The organism is Paenibacillus sp. BAC0078 (genome assembly GCF_054483875.1).
Window position 1 is genome coordinate 525,112 of the sequence record NZ_JBTLRW010000003.1, and the last position, 21,236, is coordinate 546,347.

Genomic DNA, 21,236 nt, shown 5'->3' on the forward strand with positions numbered 1-21,236 from the left:
GCACCTCCTTACCACAGGGAATGATCGGGATTGATTCTGCGCACGATTCTGTTAGCCGTCAGCACCAGCACGAGACCGACAACCGACTGATAGAAGCCTGTAGCCGCCGACATGCTGACATTGCCGACTTCACGCAGCGCGCGGTACACATACGTATCGATGACATCCGTTGAGCCGTAGAGAAAGCCTGAGTTGTTCGGGATAAAGTAATGCAGGCCGAAGTCCCCGCGGAACATGTTGCCGATCGACAGAATTAGCATAATAATGACCAGCGGTGCCAGCAGCGGAATCGTGATTTTAAAAGCCATCTGCCGTTTGGTTGCCCCGTCGATCCGCGCCGCCTCGTAGTATTCACTGTTGATTCCGATGACGCCGGCAAAATAAATCAGCGTGTTGAACCCGACCACTTTCCACAATTGAACGAGGATGAGTATTACCGGCCACGGCGCGGCATTCTGATACCAGCTCACCGGGTCCAGGCCGAAGGATTCCAGCGTGCGGTTAATGAAGCCGTCGGAATGGTTCAAGAACGCGTACGCCACATAACCCACCAGCACCCACGATAAAAAATGGGGCAGGAACAGCGCCGTCTGATAAAATTTGGTCCACTTGGCTTTCAGCTCGTTCAGCAGAATCGCCAGCAGCAGGGCCACCGATGTCCCCACCAGAATGTAAGCGGTGTTATAAAGGACCGTATTGCGGGTAATCCGCCATGCCGTATCGGTGCTGAACAAATAACGGAAATTATCCAGCCCGGTCCATTTGCTGCCGAAGATGCCGAGGTCATAGCGGTAATTTTTGAATGCGATGACCAGACCAATCATTGGAATATAGGCAAAAATCAATTTGTACAGTATTCCCGGCAGCGAGAGCAGGAACAGCTCCCGGTTGTTGCGGAAATGATTCAGCTCTCTCCGGGCCCACGACCGTTTACGCGTGACCGGCGGCGCACCCGAATTTGCTCTTTGCTCCGCGAGTGTAACCTTCTTCATCATAACCAAAGCCCCTTCCCTTCCTTCCTTAGCTGATGCCTGTGTTTCAGGCTTTGCACGACTAAGAATAGCGTAGAATCAGGCTTTTTCGGTACTGTACAATCGCAGGATTGCTGTACAGAGGGGCTGTATAGTTCCCGGATTCCTGTGCCGGCCGGCCCGGATGGAGCCCCTGCACAAGAAAAGGCCCGAAAATGAACATGGATTCATTCGGGCCTTGGGTGTTAATGCGTATATGGATTATCTGCTGCGGTCGATGGCTGATTTGAGGCGGTATTCCTTGGGAGTCGTTCCGTAGCGGCGTTTGAACAGGCGGTAAAAATAGCTCTCGTTGCCGAAGCCGACCTTCTCCATAATCTCCGTCACGGTTAAATCCTTCTGTTCCAGGAACTCTCTGGCATAGGCCAGGCGGGCTGCATTGATCTGGTCAACTACCGTCGTGCCCTCCTGCGCCTTGAACACCTGGCCCAGATAGACGGAGCTCATCTTCAGCATGTCGGCGATCCGCTGCACATTAAGATCGGGGTCAGCATAATGCTTATCGATAATCTCCTTAACCGTCTCGGCCAGCAGCCGGTTCTTATCCTCCCGTCCGCTCCGGCGCTGCTCGGTCACCTCCTGCACCACTTCGAGCAGTACGGCTTCAATCTCATCCAGTGTCTCTTTTTCCAGAATGCGCCGGTTAATCGCCTGCAGATTAATGGATAGCGGATTGACGCTGTGGTTATTCATCTCACCCAGCGTATTGCTGAGTGTAACCGCCAGATGCAGCACGGCGGAGAACATCGTCTCATAGCTGAATCCGCCGAGCAGCTCCCGCCAGCGGCGGATCGCCTGCTCTGTCTCCGCCAGATCGCCGCCCCTCAGCCCCTCGGTCAGCTGCCGTTCCAGCTCCAGCGGGATACGCAGCGACTCGTTCCGCTCATTCTCGCGGAGCTGCTCCGGTTCAAGCACCGCTCCCTTGCCGTAGATCATCCGGTAATTGGAATGGCGCACCGCCAGATTGTAGTGCTGCGAAATGCTGCGGTAATCCGTGAATATCTCACTGAGCGTTACGGTAAAGGTGATGCGGTAATACCCGAGAATCGTCTGCTGAAGCTCTCTGAAGCGCCCGCCAAGCTTCTCCAGCGTGCCGGTTCCGCCGCCGGCGATGAAGACAAGATGCCCGCTTTTCATATCTGCCGCTTCGCAGGAGCCATCAAGCCGTAACAGCTCCTGGCCAATGTTCGCCACGGCAAAATACAGCAGTGCTTCCATTGCGGACCCCGGCCCCTTCGCCAGCTCCTGCAGGTCATCCAGCTGCACGAGCGCCAGCCGCAGCGGCGACGGATAAGCGATGTCTAGCCCGTACTGCTCCCTGATCTGCAGGAACGCCTGCTCATCAATACTGCGGCTGGACCCGATCAGGTTGCGCAGCTGGTACAGCTTAGCGACGTTCGACTGCGCTGCCCGCTCCTGCTCCAGCCCCTTGAGCTTGCCGATCATTTCGCTGACATTGGCGGCGATCAGCGACAGCTCATCCTTCCCCTGCGGAGCGCCGCGCACCTCCTCGGGCACCAGCATCAGCAGCTGGCCCACCGGCTTATAGAGCCGCAGCGCAAAGAATACGGACAGCATGACGGCGAGCGTGACGACAGACAGCGTTACCGCCACTTCCGTCCATTTCATCTGCCGGACACTGCCCAGTACGATATCGTAATCCTGCATACTGATGATCTGCCAGTTGTTCAGGGCTTTACTCAAAAAGGTTACCTTGTACTTCCTATCTCCATGCGGGTAGATAAATGAATCCAGCGGAGAATTTGCCGCGGCTATCTGCGGCAGCAGGTCAGTCTTGATATCCAGCCCGGCGGGCAGCAGCCCATCGGTAGAGATCAGTACCTCCCCGTTGCTGTCGGTGACGAACAGCACATCATTTTGCCGCTCCGCCACCATATTAAGCGCTTTCATATTATCAAGCATCCAGCCCGGCTTCACGGTCAGAACCAGCACATTATCATTGATCGAACCCAGGGAATCCCCGTCGTACAGGAAACACGCAAATACGTCGATTCCACCGTTCTTTCCGTCCAGATCGAGCGGAATCAGCTGCAGCTTCGGCACATCCGCGTGGGCATCCATATATTTTTGCAGAGCTCCATAAAACACGCTGTTATCCATCTCATGGTTCAGCGACGAGAAAAACCTGTGCTGGGCACCGTTGTAAAAGACGGCGGCGTGCAGATACGGGGAAGAAGCCACCGTATGGTTCAGGCGTTCGATCTTCAGAATGCTCATCTTGTAATCCGCACCGGACTTCAGCCCGAGCAGCTCATCGTCATTGTACAGCGACACCGCCAAATCCTTCACAATGCCGTTCATATTCTCTATGTTGTAGTTGATCTGGGTCAGCAGCTTACGGTCAGCTTCGTTTTGCAGACTCATTACCTTGTTGCGGGCGCCGGCGTTCAGAAACAGCGAAGCCACGGCCAGAATAGCCACTACAAGCATAAAACTGAGCAGAATCCGCTGTAAATATTTGCGCGAACGGATCGTCTGCATTACATTCATGGGCCCTCTCTCCCTGCTCTTAGAGTGACCTAACTATAATCCTGCGCGATTTTGCTTGTCAATCCGCAGCTCAGTGAAATTATTCCAGGGACCCTTCCGCATCCGGCAAGGTAACCTGTTCTGCGCCGAACAGCTCCCGCAGCAGCACCTCAGCCATAACCCGGTTTCCCGATGCATCCGGATGAATTCCGTCACCATAGCGGTATGAAGCGTTCCGCGCGCGTTCCTGGCGGATATGCTCCAGCAGCGGAGTCCGCAGATTAATCACGCCATCAGCGGGGCAGCCCCCGGATAACAGCCAGTCCGCATAACGCTCCAGTACAAGATCGTATTCCTTATAAGGAGTCAGATAACTGAACCCGGACGCTTCGGCCGGCAAAAGCTGAACATTCATCGACGTGCCGTCAAATGGCGGAGGAGTCATCAATATGACACTGGCGCCGGCTTCACGGATTTCAGCGCTCAATCGCCGCATTCCCGCCTGATAGGCTGCGAAACGCTCCGCTGAAAAGGGATGATATATCCCGTCGTTCATCCCATAGCAAGCCACAACTACGCCGGGCGAAGCTTCCGCCAGCTCCCCCGCCAGCCGTTCATGGATACAGGGCCGCGGAAACGGATGGGCTGCTTCACTGAGCCCGGAGGCCGTCTCGCTCGGGACCCCGCGGCCAAGCAGCTCCACGCCCAGATCCGGACGGTACTTCCTAAGCCATTCGCCGGCCAGCCGGATATACAGGCCGTCTGCCGTAATGCTGTCCCCGAGAAACAGAATCAGCGGCTTCGCGAAATCTTTATTGATCAACTCGGTTATTATTTGCTGCATGCTGTTCCCTCCTGATCATTGCCCAGGCCCTTCTCCCGGCCGAAACCGGGCGGTACGCCCGCACTCTAATGGTAGCACCGCCCGCCCCGTTCTGCCTTGACGATACCGACCATCTTTAGCATAATATGGCCATGACAACCAAACTATTTGCCCGGGACATCGGACTTGAGCCCGGGTTCACTTTCAGAATCCAGAAATGCCCGCTGAATCATGACTACTATGTTCACAGCCATGATTTCTCCGAGCTGGTCGTTATTTTGTCGGGAAATGCCGTGCATATCATCGAGGGAAGGGAGTATCCGGTTACCGCCGGTCAGGTTTTTCTGATCCACAGCAACGTTTCCCACGGCTACAAGAATGTTGACGGGATCGAATACGTCAACGTCATGTTCCAGCCTGAGCAGCTGCTGCAGCTGACCGAGCTCAGGCTGCTGCCGGGCTTTCAGGCTTTGTTCTACATCGAGCCCTTCTACCGGAAAGAGATGTATTTCAAGGGCATGCTTACGCTTGATGAACCGCAGCTCCAGGAGGCTACGCGGCTGCTGGATGTGATTCTCGCAGAGCATGACCGCCGGCCCGAAGGGTACCGGCTGATGATCCGCAGCTATTTTACTGCGCTCGTCGGCCTGCTGTCGCGGTATTACCAGAACAGCAGCGGAAGCGAGGACAATAAGGCGCTGCGGATCGGGGAGACGGTCACCTATATCGAGGAGCATTTCCTGCAGCCCATCACCCTGCAGTCCATGGCGGATATGGCCTATATGTCCACCCGCCAGTTTCTGCGGGTCTTCACCCGCAATTATCAGACGACTCCGATGGACTATGTGATCCGTAAGCGGCTGGATTATTCCTGCACGCTGCTGCGGAACCCGGATCTCTCCATTTCCCAGGTGGCCATGGACAGCGGCTTTCATGACCAGAACTACTACTCCCGCCAGTTCCGCAAGGTATTCAACTGCTCGCCGAGCGAATACCGCGGGAACCTGCGGCCTTCCTGACGCTGCCCTCAACCGCTCTTATCCTTCTTCCCTGTCGGCTCCGGCAGCAGCCTCGTCTCTCTGGCGCAGCCGCCGCCGGTAGGCCCCGGGGGTAATACCGAACCGCCCGCTGAACAGGCGTATCATGTAGTTCGAATCACGGATACCCACCCGCTCGGCAATCTCGGGAATGCTGAGCACCGTCTCCCCCAGCAATTTCTTGGCTTCCTCCAGGCGCAGGTGCAGCACATATTGCAGCGGCGTCGTGCCGATATGCTGCTTCATGCACCTCGTAATATAATCCGCCTGGAAATGCAGCTCCTCCTCAAGCCCCGCCAGCTGAAACGGTTCCCTCCAGTGAAGATCCAGATAGGCTGCGGCCGCGCGGGCCAGCCGGACTGCCGGCTCCGGCTGGGCAGTCCGGCTGCATTCCGCCTGCAGGAGCGCCAGCAGCCTGGCCAGCAGCAGGTGGAGCCGGAGCGCGTTTTCTGTATTCAGCCCGCTGTGAATCTCGTTCATCTCGTGCAGCACCGGCTCTATGGCCTCCACATCAACTGAGGCGAACTTCGGTATATAGAGCCGCTGCTGGGCGGAAGGCGCTTCATCGTCGACCGTCCCTTTCGCCAGCAGCGACGACCAGGGGATCTCCTCCCGCCGGATCGAGGCCGGCTTGCCTCCATGAATGAAGTGCACCCAGTAGATTTCCGTATCCTCTGCGCAGTCCCCGTATCCGGCATGCGGCAGCCCCGCTTCCAGGACGAGCAGCTTCCCCGGACCTACCGCGTACTCCTTATCTTGTTCCGCCATATACAGCGTCCCACGCTTCACCAGCAGCAGATCGTAGACGCCGAAGGTACGGGCGAAATGCCGGTCTCCCGGCGACCAGACCGCATGCCCGACCGTTACGAACTGAGGCAGCGGCGGGATGGCGAATTCCAGGCACAGCATCTTCTATCCCTTCTCTCACAAGTCGGTTTTGTGCTATTCAAAGTCTATATTATCACTGGCTGCCCCGGCAAAAAAGAGTTACATTGACTGGGAATAAGCTTTATCACCAACCACATAAGGGGCTGTTTAACGATGCGTTTTCGTCAGGTCCACCTCGATTTCCATACTTCGGAGGCAATTCCCGGCATAGGCAGCGAATTCTCCAAATCCCAGTTTCAGTCCATGCTGCGCACCGGCCATGTTGATTCAATCACCGTGTTCTCCAAATGCCATCACGGCTGGGCTTACCATCCAAGCGATGCCAATGAGATGCACCCGCACCTCAACTTTGACCTGCTGGAGGAGATGATCACTGCCGCACATGAGATCGGAGTCCGGACGCCGGTATATTTATCGGCCGGTCTGGATGAGAAGCTGGCCCGCCGTCATCCCGAATGGCTGATCCGCGATGCCGAGGACCGGACACGCTGGGTGAAGGATTTTATGACGCCGGGTTATCACGAATTTTGCTTTAATACGCCTTATCTGGATATTTTGCTGGCGCAGATCCATGAAGTTGTCTCCCGCTATGACGCAGACGGCATCTTCCTCGATATCGTCGGCATCCGTAAATGCCGCTGCCAGTATTGCGTAGCTGCACTGCGGGCAGCCGGGCAGGATCCGCGCGACGAAGCCGCCGTCACCGCCCTGGGCGAAGCGACCTACCTGAACTACGCCCGCCGCGTCCGTGAGACCATCGATGCCGTGAAGCCCGGCCTGCCGGTCTTTCACAACAGCGGCCATCAGCAGCGGGGCCGTCGTGACCTGGCCGCAGTCAACACCCACCTTGAGCTGGAATCGCTTCCGACCGGAGGCTGGGGCTACGACCACTTCCCGCTGTCCGCAAGATACGCCCAGCAGCTTGGGCTGGATTTTCTCGGCATGACCGGCAAATTCCATACCTCGTGGGGCGAATTCGGCGGCTTTAAGCATCCGAATGCACTGCGGTATGAAGCCGCGCTCAGTCTCGCGCACGGCGCCAAATGCTCCATCGGCGACCAGCTTCACCCCTCGGGCCTGATGGATGAAGCAACCTACACCCTGATCGGCGCCGCCTATGCCGAGGTGGAGGCGAAGGAGCCCTGGTGCAGCGGAGTAGAGAATGTAGCCGACATCGCTGTCCTGTCCCTGGAGGCAGCGCGGGAAGCCTGTCCTGACAGGGAGGTGCTGAAGGGGAAGCCCAATCTGGCCGACGCCGGCGCAGTGCGGATATTAAGTGAAGGCCACTACCTGTACGACATAGTCGACACGTTGAGCGATTTTTCCGCCTATAAGGTGCTGGTTCTGCCGGATGACGTGCTGGTGTGGCCGGAGCTGGCTGCTGCAATAGAAGCGTTTACTGCAGGCGGCGGCAAGGTACTCGCTACCGGACGATCCGGCCTGAACACGGCGGGCGATGCCTTTGCCCTGGATCTTGGTGTCCGCTGGCTGGGCATCAATCCGTTCCGGCCGTCCTACTTCCATCCGCATTTCACTCCCGGCGCCCTGCTGCCCGCCTCCTATGTGATGTACGGCGAAGGCCAGCTTGTGGAGCTTGACGGCGGCCATCTGCTAGGCCATCTGGAGAATCCGTATTTTAACCGCGATGTCTTCACGTTCTGTTCGCATCAGCACACACCGGGTGCCAGACAGGATAATGGGCCAGGCATGGTTCAGAGCGAGTACGGAATCTATATCGGCTGGAATGTATTCAGTGAATATGCGGACGGCGGTCAACTTATCCTGAAGGATATGGTACTTCATGCACTATCTCTGCTGCTTCCGCAGCCTGCCCTGCGGACCAATCTGCCGGCCCGGGGAATTACGACCCTGCAATACCAGCAGGCGGAGCGCCGTTATGTGAACCATCTGCTCTATGCCGCACCGGCTCTGAAGGGCCGCATCGAGGTTATTGAGGATATCGTGCCACTGCGGGATATTTCCGTCAGCCTGCGCTTCCCGGCTCCGGAGTCCGTCCAGCGCGTCTATCTGGCACCGTCGATGACAGAGCTGCCGTTTACAGTAGGTCAAGACGATGAACTCAGTTACACCGTTCCTTACCTTGAGAATCATCAGCTGGCCGTGATCGAACTGGCGTAGGTATGCAAAAAGGGAGGTTGCAAAAAGCCTTGATTGGCTGCTGCAACCTCCTTTTTTATAAACTAGTAAACCTCAGCTATTGTCCCCCGGCTTGACGACACCACTCTTGATAATTCTATTTCCATACTGCCATGAACGCCGCCTGATGCGGCGCATAATGATCCAGGGGAAGCAGCTCGAGAATCGCATCCAGCAGCACACGCACCATCTGAAACAACACAAAAACCCGCGATGCTAAGCATCACGGGACTAATATGATGGACCTCAAGTCCGGCCTATTCCGGTTGCATCACCTGCTCCGCCGTATCCCGCGCATAATCGCTGAAGGTGGAGAGCACGCTGTTGTATTCTTCGATGTCCTGCACGCGGATACCCTCATGCAGCTGGTTCAGAATCTCTTCGGGCAGTGAGGATTTCATCGAGCCCATATCCATTTGAAAAAAGGTTTTCAGCACCTTATCCGCTGCGGGCGGACCTTTGAACAGGGTCAGGTTCCCGTGTTCATCCACTCCGAAATAGGCATCCTTCTTAACCAGCGGAGATAAATCATTGACGCTGCGCTCCAGCCATAGATCGCCCTCCTGGCTGATCCAGCCGTTCCAGCCCGGATGAGCCGCAATCACTTCTCTAAGCTGTGCCGGAGAACGTTCACCGGGAAGCGTCTGCACTTCCTCGCCGGAAATATAGGCCGTCTTCAAATGAACCGTGCGGGCAATCGGCTCCCTGCTAACCGCTTGCAGCAGCTGCTCACGGTCTACTGCCACTGCCGGGTTTCCTTCTGTCCTGCCGCTTTCTGTATTGTTATACGCGGCTGCCGCAACCGGCACGCTTCCGCCCGCATCACCATTTTGCAGCTCTCCAAGCCCCTCAGGTACAGTCCACACCTTATCGGTCAGCAATCCGCTGAGCTCCTCCGGCACCTGCATGCCGCGCCAGGCCAGCACTGTCAGGGCAATACAAGCCGCGCCTACCCAGGGAGCTTTTTTCCAGCGTCTCCAACGCCGCCACAATTGTTTTTTTAAGCGAAAAGCATTCACGTTGATCCCTTCATTCTGCTTTTTTCCTATTGTGGCCTGTGAAGGGAGGCTTTATGCGTTTTGACGTAAAATTTGACGAATCCCCCCGGTTGGGTGTAAAAATACATTCATACTTATCATTCTAAGCCATCATTTGCTATACTCTATATTAGCGAATTAGTTAAAAACTAAAACAAAGGGGTAATCCTCGATGATCATTCAACCAAAAACACGCGGCTTCATTTGCACAACCGCCCATCCGGAAGGGTGCGCCAAACAAATACAAGAACAAATTGATTATGTCAAAGCACAAAAGAAGCTGACCGGACCTGTGAACGTGCTGGTGGTCGGCGCCTCTACAGGATATGGACTCGCATCACGGATTACCGCCGCTTTTGGCGCCGGTGCAAATACGATTGGCGTATACTTTGACAAAGCGGCAGAGGGCTCCCGCACAGCCTCGGCAGGCTGGTACAATTCCGCAGCTTTTGAACGGGCTGCCGCAGAACAGGGCCTGAAATCACACAGCATCGTTGGAGATGCTTTCTCCGATGCCATCAAAACCAAAACCATTGAGCTTATCAAAGCGGAATACGGTAAAGTCGATCTTGTGGTATACAGTGTCGCCTCCCCGCGCCGTACCCATCCGGTAACCGGAGAAACCTTCTCCTCCGTCATTAAGCCGGTAGGCGAAGCCTACTCGAACAAAACCATGAACTTCCATACCGGAGAAGTATCCACGGTGACTATTGAACCTGCGACAGACGATGAGGTTCGCCAGACGATTGCCGTCATGGGCGGAGAAGACTGGGGCATGTGGATTGATCAGCTTCAGGAAGCAGGTGTGCTTGCTGACGGGGCAACAACAGTCGCCTATTCCTACATCGGCCCGAAGATTACCCATCCGATCTACCGGGACGGAACCATTGGCCAGGCTAAAAATGATCTGGAAAAGACAGCTATCCGGCTAAATGAAAAGCTGAGTCCAAAGGGCGGACGTGCTTATGTATCAGTCAACAAAGCACTCGTCACGCAGTCCAGCTCGGCGATCCCGGTAGTTCCTTTGTACATTTCCGCACTATACAGAGTAATGAAGGAAAAAGATCTGCATGAAAATTGCATCCAGCAAATGTACCGCTTGTTCGCAGAGCATCTGTATAATGGCGGCGAAGCGTCTGCCGACGGCAGCCACCTGATCCGGATTGATGACTGGGAAATGCGCGAGGATGTGCAGATTGAGGTTATGAGACGGTGGAATGAACTGGAGACCGATAATGTTCCTGAGCTGTCCGACCTTAAGGGCTATCAGGACGACTTCTTCCACCTGTTCGGCTTCCGCACGGATGGTGTGGACTATGAAGCCGATATTGACCCTGAGGTAGATATTCCCAATCAGGTTTTGTAATTCACTGAGAATCCGTAAGAGTCTCTAATCTCAAAAAAAGACGTTCCCTTCAGCAGTAACCGAAGGGAACGTCTTTTTACTTGTGATCCGTCTTGCTACAGTTGCGATGTAGCGCTATAGATACCTAAGACAAAGTTTGTTTACTTACAACTGTACTCCATGCACTGCTATTGTCAGGGGATTTTGCCCTTACACGATACGTATGTGTAGTTTTAGGAAGCAGGTCAGAATGAGTATAACTCGTTGCTGCGCCAGCATCCACTACAGCACCATCTACCTCAATTTCGTATCCGGCTGCACCCGCAACCGTCCCCCAGCTTACTGTGATTTGATTATTTGTTGCTACAGCAGATGCTGCAGGAGTTGCCAAAAGCGTTTTTACCGATGTTGCATTGCCCCAATCTCCAAGCCCGCCGCTGTTTTTAGCCCGGACCCGAACAGCATATTCTGCGTTGGCTGCTAGTCCCGCCTTAGAAAAGCTGGTCGTTGTCACGCTGCCTGCAATTGCTCCATTAATCTCCACGTCATATCCCGTGGCTCCTGGAACTGCGGTCCAACTGGCTGCCAAACTAGAAAACGTTGAAGTTACTGTCACCGGACCCACTGCTGCCGGCGTGGTATATTTGCTGACCGCTGCGCTCCAGGCACTGGCATTATCCTCGCTCTTCGCCCGTACTTTGTACGTGTGGGAAGTACTTGGCGTCAGTCCGCTGTGCGTGTAGCTTAATTCTGTTCCATTGTCCACTACATTGCCATCCACGTCGATTTCATATCCCGTAGCTCCGGCGACGGCTGCCCAGCTTACCGTCACTTGGTTACTTGTTGAAACGGTTGTTGCCGTTGGTGTTGCCAGCAGCGTCTTCAGAGTTACTGGTGCACTATATTCACCTACACCTCCGCTGTTCTTTGCTCTCACGCGTACCGTGTATTCGGTGTTGGCTACTAAACCGGCCTTGGAGAAGCTGGCTGCTGTGACGCTGCCTGCAACCGTTCCATTAAATTCCACATCATATCCTGTGGCTCCTGTGACTGCTGTCCAGCTAGCTGCCAAGCTAGAAGCTGTCGGAGTTAATGCTACTGGGCCTACTGCTGCCGGCGTGGTGTACTTGCTGACCGCAACGCTCCAGGCACTGGCATTATCCTCACTCTTCGCCCGTACTTTGTACGTATGTGAAGTGCTTGGCGTTAGGCCACTATGCGTGTAGCTTAATTCTGTTCCATTGTCCACTACGTTGCCATCCACGTCGATTTCATATCCCGTAGCTCCGGCGATGGCTGCCCAGCTTACCGTTATCTGGTTGCTTGTCGAAACCGTAGTTGCCGTTGGCGTTACCAGCAGTGTCTTGAGCGTCACCGGTGCGCTATATTCACCTGCTCCCCCGGTGTTCTTTGCTCTCACGCGTAACGTATATTCGGTGTTCGCCGCGAGCGCTGTTTTGGTAAAGCTGGCTGTTGTCGAACTACCTGCAACCGCTCCATTAATCTCCACATCATATCCCGTAGCCCCTGTGACTGCTGTCCAGCTAGCTGCCAAGCTAGAAGACGTCGGAGTTAATGTCACCGGACCTACTGTTGTCGGCGTAGTATACTTGCTGACCGCTGAGCTCCAGGCACTGGCATTATCCCCACTTAATGCCCGTACTTTGTACGTGTGTGAAGTGCTTGGCGTTAGGCCGCTGTGGGTATAGCTTAATTCAGTTCCGTTATCGACTACCTTGCCATCCACGTCGATTTCATAGCCTGTGGCTCCGGCGATAGCTGCCCAGCTTACTGTTACTTGATTACTTGTCGAAACTGTTGTCGGCGTTGGTGTCACCAGCAACGTCTTCAGCGTTACTGGTGCACTATATTCGCCTGCTCCCCCGGTGTTCTTAGCTCTTACTCGTACCGTGTATTCAGTGTTGGCCGCGAGCGCTGTTTTGGTAAAGCTGGTTGTTGCTACACTGCCTGCAACCGCTCCATTTATCTCCACATCATAGCCTGTGGCTCCCGTGACCGCTGTCCAACTGGCTGCCACGCTAGAAGATGTTGGGGTAACTGTCACCGGACCTACAGTTGTCGGCGTAGTATACTTGTTGACCGCTGCACTCCACGCACTGGCATTATCCGCACTTAAGGCCCGCACTTTGTACGTATGGGAAGTGCTTGGCGTCAACCCTTTGTGCGTATAGCTTAATTCCGTTCCGTTATCGACTACCTTGCCATCCACGTCAATTTCATAGCCTGTGGCTCCGGCGATAGCTGCCCAGCTTACCGTCACTTGACTGCTTGTTGAAACCGTCGTTGGTGTTGGGGTCACCAGCAGCGTCTTGAGCATCACCGGTGTGCTATATTCGCCTGCTCCCCCGGTGTTCTTAGCTCTCACGCGTACCGTGTATTCGGTGTTGGCCGCGAGCGCTGTTTTGGTAAAGCTGGTTGTTGCTACACTGCCTGCAACCGCTCCATTTATCTCCACATCATATCCTGTGGCTCCCGTGACCGCTGTCCAACTAGCTGCCACGCTAGAAGCTGTTGGGGTGACTGTCACCGGACCTACAGTTGTCGGCGTGGTATACTTGCTGACCGCTGCGCTCCAGGCACTGGCATTATCCGCACTTAATGCCCGCACTTTGTACGTATGGGACGTGCTTGGCGTCAAGCCTTTGTGCGTATAGCTTAATTCTGTTCCGTTATCTACTACAGTGCCATCCACGTCAATTTCATAGCCTGTGGCACCGGCGATAGCTGCCCAGCTTACCGTCACCTGGTTACTTGTTGAAACTGTCGTTGGTGTTGGGGTCACCAGCAGCGTCTTCAGTGTCACTGGAGCGCTATATTCACCTACGCCTCCGGCATTCTTCGCTCTTACTCGTACCGTGTATTCAGTGTTGGCTGCAAGTGCTGTTTTGGTAAAGCTGGTTGTTGCTACACTGCCTGCAACCGCTCCATTAATCTCCACATCATATCCCGTAGCTCCCGTAACAGCAGTCCAGCTAGCTGCCAAGCTAGAAGCTGTTGGGGTAACTGTCACCGGACCCACTGCTGCCGGCGTGGTAAACTTGCTGACCGCTGCACTCCAGGCACTGGTATTATCCGCACTTAAGGCCCGTACTTTGTACGTATGGGAAGTACTTGCCGTTAGGCCGCTGTGCGTGTAGCTTAATTCTGTTCCGTTATCCACTACGGTGCCATCTACTTCAATTTCATATCCCGTAGCTCCGGCGATAGCTGCCCAGCTTACTGTCACTTGGTTGCTGGTCGAAACTGTTGTCGGCGCTGGCGTTACCAGCAACGTCTTCATTGTCACCGGTGCGCTATATTCGCCCACTCCACCGGTATTCTTCGCTCTCACGCGTACCGTATATCCGGTGTTGGCTACTAATCCTGTTTTCGAGAAACTAGTCGTTGCTACACTACCTGCAACCGCTCCATTAATCTCCACATCATATCCCGTGGCTCCCGTAACAGCGGTCCAAGTGGCTGCTAAAGAAGTAGCCGTTGGGGTGACTGTCACAGCTCCCACTGCTACTGGCGTCGTAAACTTACTTACCGCTACGCTCCAGGCACTGGCGTTATCCGCACTTAAGGCCCGTACTTTGTACGTATGGGAAGTGCTTGGCGTTAGGCCGCTGTGTGTATAGCTTAATTCTGTTCCGTTATCTACTACCGTGCCATCTACTTCGATTTCATATCCCGTGGCTCCGGCGATGGCTGCCCAGCTTACTGTCACTTGGTTGCTGGTCGAAACTGTTGTCGGCGCTGGTGTTACCAGCAACGTCTTCATTGTCACCGGTGCGCTATATTCGCCCGCTCCACCGGTATTCTTCGCTCTCACGCGTACCGTATATTCGGTGTTGGCTACTAATCCTGTTTTCGAGAAACTAGTCGTTGCCACACTGCCTGCAACCGATCCATTAATCTCAACGTCATATCCCGTAGCTCCCGTAACAGCAGTCCAGCTAGCTGCTAAGCTAGTAGACGTTGGAGTTAATGTCACCGGACCCACTGCTGCTGGCGTCGTAAACTTACTTACCGCTGCGCTCCAGGCACTGGCATTATCCGCACTTAATGCCCGTACTTTGTACGTATGGGACGTGCTTGGCGTTAGGCCGCTGTGCGTGTAGCTTAATTCTGTTCCGTTATCTACTACGGTGCCATCTACTTCAATTTCATATCCCGTAGCTCCGGCGATGGCTGCCCAGCTTACCTTTACTTGATTGCTTGTTGAAACTGTCGTTGCCGTTGGCGTCACCAGCAGCGTCTTCAGCTTCACCGGCGTTCCCCATTCTCCGATACCTCCGCTATTCTTGGCCCGTATTCGAACCGTATACTCCGTGTTTGGAGTCAGCCCTGTTTTGGTATAGCTTGTTGTAGTCGGGCTGGCAGCGATAGTACCATTGATCTCCACATCGTAAGCCGTTGACCCTGTAATTGCCGTCCACGTCACAGCCAGCGATGTGCTGGCAGGCGTAACTGTCACTGTTCCTGCTGCTGCCGGCGTTGTATACTTGGTGACCGCTGCGCTCCAGGCACTGGCATTATCCTCGCTCTTTGCCCGCACTTTGTACGTATGGGAAGTGCTTGGCGTTAGGCCGCTGTGGGTGTAGCTTAATTCTGTTCCGTTATCTACTACAGCGCCATCTACATCAATTTCATACTCAGTTGCTCCGGCGATGGCTGCCCAGCTTACCGTTACCTGATTGCTTGTTGAAACCGCCGTTGCTGTTGGCGTTGCCAGCAGCGTCTTCAGCTTCACCGGGGCGCTATATTCGCCCGCTCCACCGGCGTTTTTCGCTCTTACGCGTACCGTGTATTCGGTGTTGGCTACTAATCCCGTTTTGGAGAAGCTGGCTGCTGCCACGCTGCCTGCAACGGTCCCATTAATCTCCACATCATATCCCGTAGCTCCTGTGACAGCGGTCCATGTGGCTGCCAAAGATGAAGCCGCCGGAGTTACTGTTACAGGCCCTACTGCTGCCGGCGTCGTAAACTTGCTGACCGCAGCGCTCCAGGCACTGGCGTTATCCGCACTTAAGGCCCGTACTTTGTACGTATGGGAAGTGCTTGATGTCAGGCCGCTGTGGGTGTAGCTTAATTCAGCTCCATTATCCACTACAGTGCCATCTACTTCGATTTCATACTCCGTGGCCCCAGTAATAGCCGCCCAGCTTACCGTTACCTGGCTGCTTGTCGAAACTAGCGTTGGCGCTGGCGTCACCAGCAGCGTTTTTACTGTTACAGGTGCGCTCCACTCACCAGTTCCCCCGGTATTTTTGGCCCGCACCCGAACGGTATAGTCCGTATTAGCTGCAAGCGCTGTTTTGGAATAGCTGGTTGTTGCCGAACTTCCAGAGACTGCCCCATTAATCTCCACATCATATCCTGTCGCTCCTGTGACTCCAGTCCAGGCAACGGCAAGCGTTGAGCTTGTTGGGTTAACTGTCACATTGGCCGGTATAACCGGTGTTGTGAATTTTTTGGTTAGTGTGGACCAGACGCTGGCATTCCCGGAGCTAAGCGCCCTTACTTTATAGGTATGTTCAGTGCTGGGCTCCAAACCGGTAAGCGTATAGGAGGTTTGTGCTCCAACATTTACTGCCACGCCGTCATACTCTACCTCATAGGATTCAGCATTGGCTACCGCATCCCAATTCAAGCTGATTTCACTGCTTTTCGAGAGTGCTGTGACAACAGGGACTGACAATAAAGTTTTTACTGTGATTGGGCTGCTCCAGTCACTTTTTCCTGCAGGATTTACCGACCTGACCCGGTACGTATATTCAGTGTTGGGAGTAAGTCCCGATCTGGTAAATGCTGAGGATGAACTGGAAGCGACTATTGATCCATTCTCTTCAATTTCGTAGGACATTGCCCGGTCAGCATAAGGCCAGGACAGCAATACAGAATTGCTGGCTGCAGCCGCGGTTACATTTCCCATAGCACCAGGAGCGGCAAGCTCCCCTGTACCCTCCGCCTTAGGCGTAGACGTCCGTTTCTCTCCACCGGAAGCGTAGTATACGTTCTCATTAGAATCATAATCTACGACCTCACCCGTATCTGCATTCACAATGAAATATTCCTGCAACCGATAGTCCCGGGTTTGTACTGGTGTCTCATTCCCGTAAACATCTGTTCTAGTAATGTCCCAGACTCCAGGGTTCATACCAGATTGAGTGTATATCATAAGAGTATGTAGATAGTAAAAGTTATCAAAGCGAATCCTAAACGCGTTCTCAACAGTTCCAGTGTAGTTGGATACATATCTTACGAATTTAACATCGAGCAAATTACTCGAAGAAAGACTCGCGGATTGGCTCCTGTAATGAGAACCTCCGGAATAGCTAAAAGAGTAGATTCGTGACCACGACATCTTAATCTTTTTGTCATTTACATAATAATCTCCATCACTGTTTTTATACAAAATATACTTGTCATCCGCACTTCTGCTTAAATACTTTTCGGCCCCGCTCGCTTCTGCTACTCTCCCTTTTGGAATAAGCACACCCGAGAAGATGTACAAGAGCGCAAGGGTGAGAATAAGCCATCTTTTTAAATGCTTAGAGTAAAATTTCATATTTCCCCTCCTAAAATAGAAATATCCAAAATTTGATTAGAGAGTAAATATTCTATAATCCACCATATTCCCCTTCTTTTAGATTCAGAAAAAAATAAAAAAACCATAAAAATTTCATAATTTTGTCACAAATAGGTGAAACCTCCGTCTTAACCCTCCAAAATAAACAAAAAAATAAGCCGTAAAATTGCTATTAGCAACATTACAGCTTATCTTTTCATACACCAAAATTCCTTACGCCAAAGGCAAGCCCTCATGAAGATGCTTCCGGCACAAATTAAGCATAGCATGATAGCTGTCCATGAAATCAAGCTCCTTCAGAATGCCCAAATAACTGATTAATTTAGCAGTGTCCTTGCTGATCTTCAGGCAGATCACTGTAATTTCATAATAGATCAAGGTCACGATCTTATCGTACAGCAGGTTGGTTTTATCCGCCGAAGGCAGCGCCTTCCCCAGAAAAAACAAGCTTTTCTCATAATTCCGTTCATCCAGACAAATGCGGGAGATGTTCTGCAGCAAATGCTGCTGAATGGTTTTGCTCTCGGCCAAGAAGTGATATTTATCGAATTCCCGCACAGCCCTCTGTCCAAAAAAAATGGCATCGTCACTGCTCAGCGTAAATAAGAAGTTGTTGAGCAGCTTGAATTCATACAAATACCAAGTTTCTACTCCAAGCAAATACGGCTTGATATAATCAGCGATCTCACTCAGACGCCTAATCTGATCTTCCTGATGATGCTGGAGCAGAAACCCTTGTCCAAGGAGATACAAATGGTAAAAGGCTTCTGTTCCCGTCTCCTCATACAAAGCATGGCATTCATAGCTGAGTGCCCTAACCCGCTCAAATTCATAACGGTTCCCCGCTTCAACCAGTGTAAGGTGCAGCGTCCGTTTGAGCGGCTGAGTCAGATCCTGATGCAGAAACAGCAGCTCCTCGAGCGACATTTCCAGCTTGTCCAGCAGCAGAATCAGCTTGTCATAGCCGGGAAAATACTTCCCTCCCTCAAAGCGCGACAGGTTGGAGCGGCTCATAATTCCCCTTGCAAGCATGGATTGGTTCAGCCCTTTGGACTTACGGATCTGTTGAATCGTTTTGCCGAGATACATTCCTTGTCCCCCCACCATTATGTGAGTATGCAGCACAATTTATCAGCGTTTTTTTCATTGTATGCTACATTCGACAGGGTGGAAATACATATCTTGGGGGAAGGATGGGGCAGTCATGGCATTGCAACAGAAGCTGAACAGCAAAGTATGGAACATCCTGACAGGAACCTTTTTTACAAGAACGGCGCTTTTTATGAGCACCCCCTTTTTGGCCATCTTTTTAACGAATCAAAAGGACATCTCGATCCTCCACACCGGCTATATTCTCAGCGTGAACCCGCTCATTAATGTGTTGTTCGGCGGTTTTGGCGGGGGACTCGCAGACAGGTTTTCATTGAAAAGGATCATAGGCTGCGTCCCCATTGGCTGGGGAACCGTATTTATCCTCTTTTATTTCGCTGATAGCTTCTGGCAATTCCTCCTGCTTAGCGGCCTTAACGGTTTATGCTACTCTATCTTCGAGCCGGCGAGCAAAAAAGTGCTGTCCACCCAGACCCTCCCGGAGAATCGGCTGCTTGTATTCAACCTGAGATACACGGCGATTAACCTTGGAGCTTTTATCGGGCCGCTGCTAAGTCTGCTGTTCAATATGAAAATGACCCTGTTTCCTTATGTAATCCTCGGCATTTTCTATATTTTATACGGGCTATCCACATGGTTTTTCTTCAGAGACCTGTCTGATGTCACAGCACCCAAGCAGCAAAAAAAGAAATACAGTCTGGGGCAGGCCTTCTCTACGCTTCGAAAGGATCATGTGTTTCTTCTCCTGCTGGCTGGCATGAGCTTCTCCTTCTTTGGCTATTCCCTGCTTAACGCGACCGTCTCACAGTTTATGGCGAATACCGGCACCTTAAGAAATGGCATTCAGCTATACTCCACTCTCTTATCGCTCAATGGCATTATTATTCTGGTCTCGCAGTTTGCAATACTTCGCTGGATCGCAAGCTGGAACCCCTTTAACGTTGTTCTGGTCAGCAATCTGCTGATCGGCATAAGCTTCTTGTCCCTTGTCCACTCCACCTCGTATACACTTCTGCTGGTGTTCATTGTACTTTACAGTCTGGGCGAATTATTAATCGGGGCCCGCTTCGATACCCTTGTAGATGAGCTGGCAACAGAAGAATCCAAAGGCTTATACTTCGGCTGCTCGGAGTCTGTCAAAATCGGCACCATCTGCGGCCCCATCATCGGAACACTCCTGCTTGAGCAATTCGGACTCGAGTCCGGCCTTCCCGTCTTTGGACTGTTATGCCTCATAACCATTACCGGGGCCGGGTTGCTTCACCTTGCCAAGATGAAGCAACCCCGCGGAGAAACCCGCAACTAATCCTAAGCGGCACTTCTGAGCTTGAACAGCTTGCTTACGGCAACGATTAGATCAATGACAAACACGATCCCCACAATAAAAATAAGTCCGCCTGCTGCCGAATTCCAGAAGTTCAAGAGGGTACCATACGCCTCGCTTCCGTCTTGAACTATTCCGGCCTGAACCATTTGCGCCATAAAATCGGGATTCCAGATTTCCGGATTGGTGAACATCAGCAACGCCAGCCCGAATCCTAAGATGCTGATCACAATATTGAATATGACCAGTGTTTCCGTCCATTTTCCAACGATGATTTTCAGTGTATCCCTAATAATGCTTGCCGCCAGGAAGACCCAGATCAACGGCAGATATCCCCGGAATATCCCTCCATCAAAAAGAGGCACAATCGACATTCCGCCACCGTCCCTGAATCTCCAAGCACCAAGCCAATCAATGGAGATAGTGGTGAACAACACACCGAATAGTATAGTAAAAATCAAACCGGCAACAGGTTCAGAACGGCGAATCTTGCTGTGCTCTGTTGGCAGGGGCGGCAGTTGTGAGGGATGCCAATCCTTTTTGCTGTTGAAGCCCGCTTTTCCTTTGCGCAGTCCCGTATATTCAATCAGTCCGAAAATGATCGTTACACTGGTGAATCCCTGGAGGCCGCCCATGAACAGATCGGCTATATAGTTTACGAATCTGTCAAGCATACCGCTTTCGGTAAGCTCAGGCTGGTGAACCGGTTGAATAATGCTTGTGATTGCGAATTCGACAGTTATGGCGATTATAATGGCGATGCACACAATTTTGAGAACAGATACGTAGGGGGCAAACAGCTCCGGCCCGATCAGATATCGGCTGGAACCTCTGTATCGATCCGCTAGCTGCCGGGGATTTCCCAGCTCCAGCAGCACTTCCTCCACATCTTTTGCCGCCCCTGGGCTCCCGTCCTGAAGCCGCTCCTCCAGCATATCTCCGATTAGTCCTTCGAGCTCTTTCCCGATCTCGCTCCGCTGCTGCTCCGGCAGTTGCCTGGTCACTTCATGAATGTACCGCTTAATCTGATCCATTGTTGCTTCCCCCTTCAATAAGACTGTCAATGCTAATCTTCAGGCTGTTCCACTCTCCGCATAAACGCTCGTATACTTCTTTCCCTGCGGGACTGAGCGAATAGTACTTACGCGGCCGGGCTTCGTTGGTGTCCCAGGTGCTGTTCAGCAGTCCCTGCTTCTCCAGCCTGCGCAGCAGCGGGTACAGTGTATTGGGGTCAACGGGAATACCTCTTTCCTTCAAAATGGGAACCAGCGAATAACCGTATTGAGGCTCGGATAGTTGGCTGAGTACGCCAAGAATGATCGTTCCGCGGCGCAGTTCCAGGGTCAGTCCGTTAATCGTCTCGCGGATGTCCATTTCATCATCAACTCCTGTTTGCATC

The 21,236-nt window shown here is 53.0% G+C and carries 13 protein-coding genes; 4 read left to right on the forward strand and 9 right to left on the reverse strand.

The window, feature by feature from the left end:
• Positions 1-8 precede the first annotated feature (8 nt).
• The 3 genes from ACX1DY_RS09070 to ACX1DY_RS09080 form a co-directional block, all read right to left on the reverse strand.
• The gene (locus ACX1DY_RS09070; protein ID WP_458963931.1) at positions 9-992 is read right to left on the reverse strand and encodes an ABC transporter permease; all 984 of its coding nucleotides are present in this window, start codon (positions 990-992) and stop codon (positions 9-11) included.
• Between the two features lie 240 nt (positions 993-1,232).
• Complete coding sequence (locus ACX1DY_RS09075) at positions 1,233-3,542, reverse strand: helix-turn-helix domain-containing protein (protein WP_458963850.1); 2,310 nt, start codon at positions 3,540-3,542, stop codon at positions 1,233-1,235.
• A gap of 79 nt (positions 3,543-3,621) precedes the next feature.
• The gene (locus tag ACX1DY_RS09080) at positions 3,622-4,365 is read right to left on the reverse strand and encodes a GDSL-type esterase/lipase family protein (protein WP_458963851.1); all 744 of its coding nucleotides are present in this window, start codon (positions 4,363-4,365) and stop codon (positions 3,622-3,624) included.
• 131 nt (positions 4,366-4,496) lie between these two features.
• On the opposite strand from ACX1DY_RS09080, the gene ACX1DY_RS09085 reads away from it, so the two are divergent.
• A complete protein-coding gene (locus ACX1DY_RS09085) occupies positions 4,497-5,363 on the forward strand; it encodes a helix-turn-helix domain-containing protein (RefSeq protein WP_458963852.1) in 867 nt (288 codons plus the stop codon).
• An 18-nt stretch (positions 5,364-5,381) separates the two neighbouring features.
• Here ACX1DY_RS09085 and ACX1DY_RS09090 read toward each other — a convergent pair whose 3' ends face one another.
• The gene (locus tag ACX1DY_RS09090; RefSeq protein ID WP_458963853.1) at positions 5,382-6,290 is read right to left on the reverse strand and encodes a helix-turn-helix transcriptional regulator; all 909 of its coding nucleotides are present in this window, start codon (positions 6,288-6,290) and stop codon (positions 5,382-5,384) included.
• 132 nt (positions 6,291-6,422) lie between these two features.
• Between ACX1DY_RS09090 and ACX1DY_RS09095 the strand changes: the two genes are divergently transcribed.
• Complete coding sequence (locus ACX1DY_RS09095; RefSeq protein WP_458963854.1) at positions 6,423-8,408, forward strand: beta-galactosidase trimerization domain-containing protein; 1,986 nt, start codon at positions 6,423-6,425, stop codon at positions 8,406-8,408.
• Positions 8,409-8,683: 275 nt separating this feature from the next.
• Here ACX1DY_RS09095 and ACX1DY_RS09100 read toward each other — a convergent pair whose 3' ends face one another.
• A complete protein-coding gene (locus ACX1DY_RS09100; protein ID WP_458963855.1) occupies positions 8,684-9,445 on the reverse strand; it encodes a BofC C-terminal domain-containing protein in 762 nt (253 codons plus the stop codon).
• A 190-nt stretch (positions 9,446-9,635) separates the two neighbouring features.
• Between ACX1DY_RS09100 and fabV the strand changes: the two genes are divergently transcribed.
• Entirely contained in the window at positions 9,636-10,829 is a 1,194-nt protein-coding gene (fabV, locus tag ACX1DY_RS09105; protein WP_458963856.1) for an enoyl-ACP reductase FabV, read from the forward strand.
• Positions 10,830-10,953: 124 nt separating this feature from the next.
• On the opposite strand, the gene ACX1DY_RS09110 is transcribed toward fabV, so the two are convergent.
• Entirely contained in the window at positions 10,954-16,875 is a 5,922-nt protein-coding gene (locus tag ACX1DY_RS09110) for a fibronectin type III domain-containing protein (protein WP_458963857.1), read from the reverse strand.
• Between the two features lie 741 nt (positions 16,876-17,616).
• Positions 17,617-18,492 (reverse strand): helix-turn-helix domain-containing protein, encoded by an 876-nt coding sequence (locus tag ACX1DY_RS09115; RefSeq protein ID WP_458963858.1) that lies wholly within the window; start codon positions 18,490-18,492, stop codon positions 17,617-17,619.
• 115 nt (positions 18,493-18,607) lie between these two features.
• Between ACX1DY_RS09115 and ACX1DY_RS09120 the strand changes: the two genes are divergently transcribed.
• On the forward strand, positions 18,608-19,819 hold the full coding sequence (locus ACX1DY_RS09120; protein WP_458963859.1) for an MDR family MFS transporter: 1,212 nt from the start codon (positions 18,608-18,610) through the stop codon (positions 19,817-19,819).
• Between the two features lie 2 nt (positions 19,820-19,821).
• Here ACX1DY_RS09120 and ACX1DY_RS09125 read toward each other — a convergent pair whose 3' ends face one another.
• On the reverse strand, positions 19,822-20,871 hold the full coding sequence (locus ACX1DY_RS09125) for an HAAS signaling domain-containing protein (RefSeq protein ID WP_458963860.1): 1,050 nt from the start codon (positions 20,869-20,871) through the stop codon (positions 19,822-19,824).
• Entirely contained in the window at positions 20,858-21,211 is a 354-nt protein-coding gene (locus tag ACX1DY_RS09130) for a PadR family transcriptional regulator (protein ID WP_458963932.1), read from the reverse strand. Before ACX1DY_RS09130 ends, ACX1DY_RS09125 begins: the two co-directional genes overlap by 14 nt.
• Positions 21,212-21,236 lie beyond the last annotated feature (25 nt).

What these genes read in the sequence shown, in the direction of transcription:
- ACX1DY_RS09070 (WP_458963931.1), bottom strand. Translation starts at nt 992, where the DNA reads ATGAAGAAGGTTACACTCGCGGAGCAAAGAGCAAATTCGGGTGCGCCG.
- ACX1DY_RS09075 (WP_458963850.1), bottom strand. Translation starts at nt 3,542, where the DNA reads ATGAATGTAATGCAGACGATCCGTTCGCGCAAATATTTACAGCGGATT.
- ACX1DY_RS09080 (WP_458963851.1), bottom strand. Translation starts at nt 4,365, where the DNA reads ATGCAGCAAATAATAACCGAGTTGATCAATAAAGATTTCGCGAAGCCG.
- ACX1DY_RS09085 (WP_458963852.1), top strand. Translation starts at nt 4,497, where the DNA reads ATGACAACCAAACTATTTGCCCGGGACATCGGACTTGAGCCCGGGTTC.
- ACX1DY_RS09090 (WP_458963853.1), bottom strand. Translation starts at nt 6,290, where the DNA reads ATGCTGTGCCTGGAATTCGCCATCCCGCCGCTGCCTCAGTTCGTAACG.
- ACX1DY_RS09095 (WP_458963854.1), top strand. Translation starts at nt 6,423, where the DNA reads ATGCGTTTTCGTCAGGTCCACCTCGATTTCCATACTTCGGAGGCAATT.
- fabV (WP_458963856.1), top strand. Translation starts at nt 9,636, where the DNA reads ATGATCATTCAACCAAAAACACGCGGCTTCATTTGCACAACCGCCCAT.
- ACX1DY_RS09115 (WP_458963858.1), bottom strand. Translation starts at nt 18,492, where the DNA reads ATGTATCTCGGCAAAACGATTCAACAGATCCGTAAGTCCAAAGGGCTG.
- ACX1DY_RS09120 (WP_458963859.1), top strand. Translation starts at nt 18,608, where the DNA reads ATGGCATTGCAACAGAAGCTGAACAGCAAAGTATGGAACATCCTGACA.
- ACX1DY_RS09125 (WP_458963860.1), bottom strand. Translation starts at nt 20,871, where the DNA reads ATGGATCAGATTAAGCGGTACATTCATGAAGTGACCAGGCAACTGCCG.
- ACX1DY_RS09130 (WP_458963932.1), bottom strand. Translation starts at nt 21,211, where the DNA reads ATGGACATCCGCGAGACGATTAACGGACTGACCCTGGAACTGCGCCGC.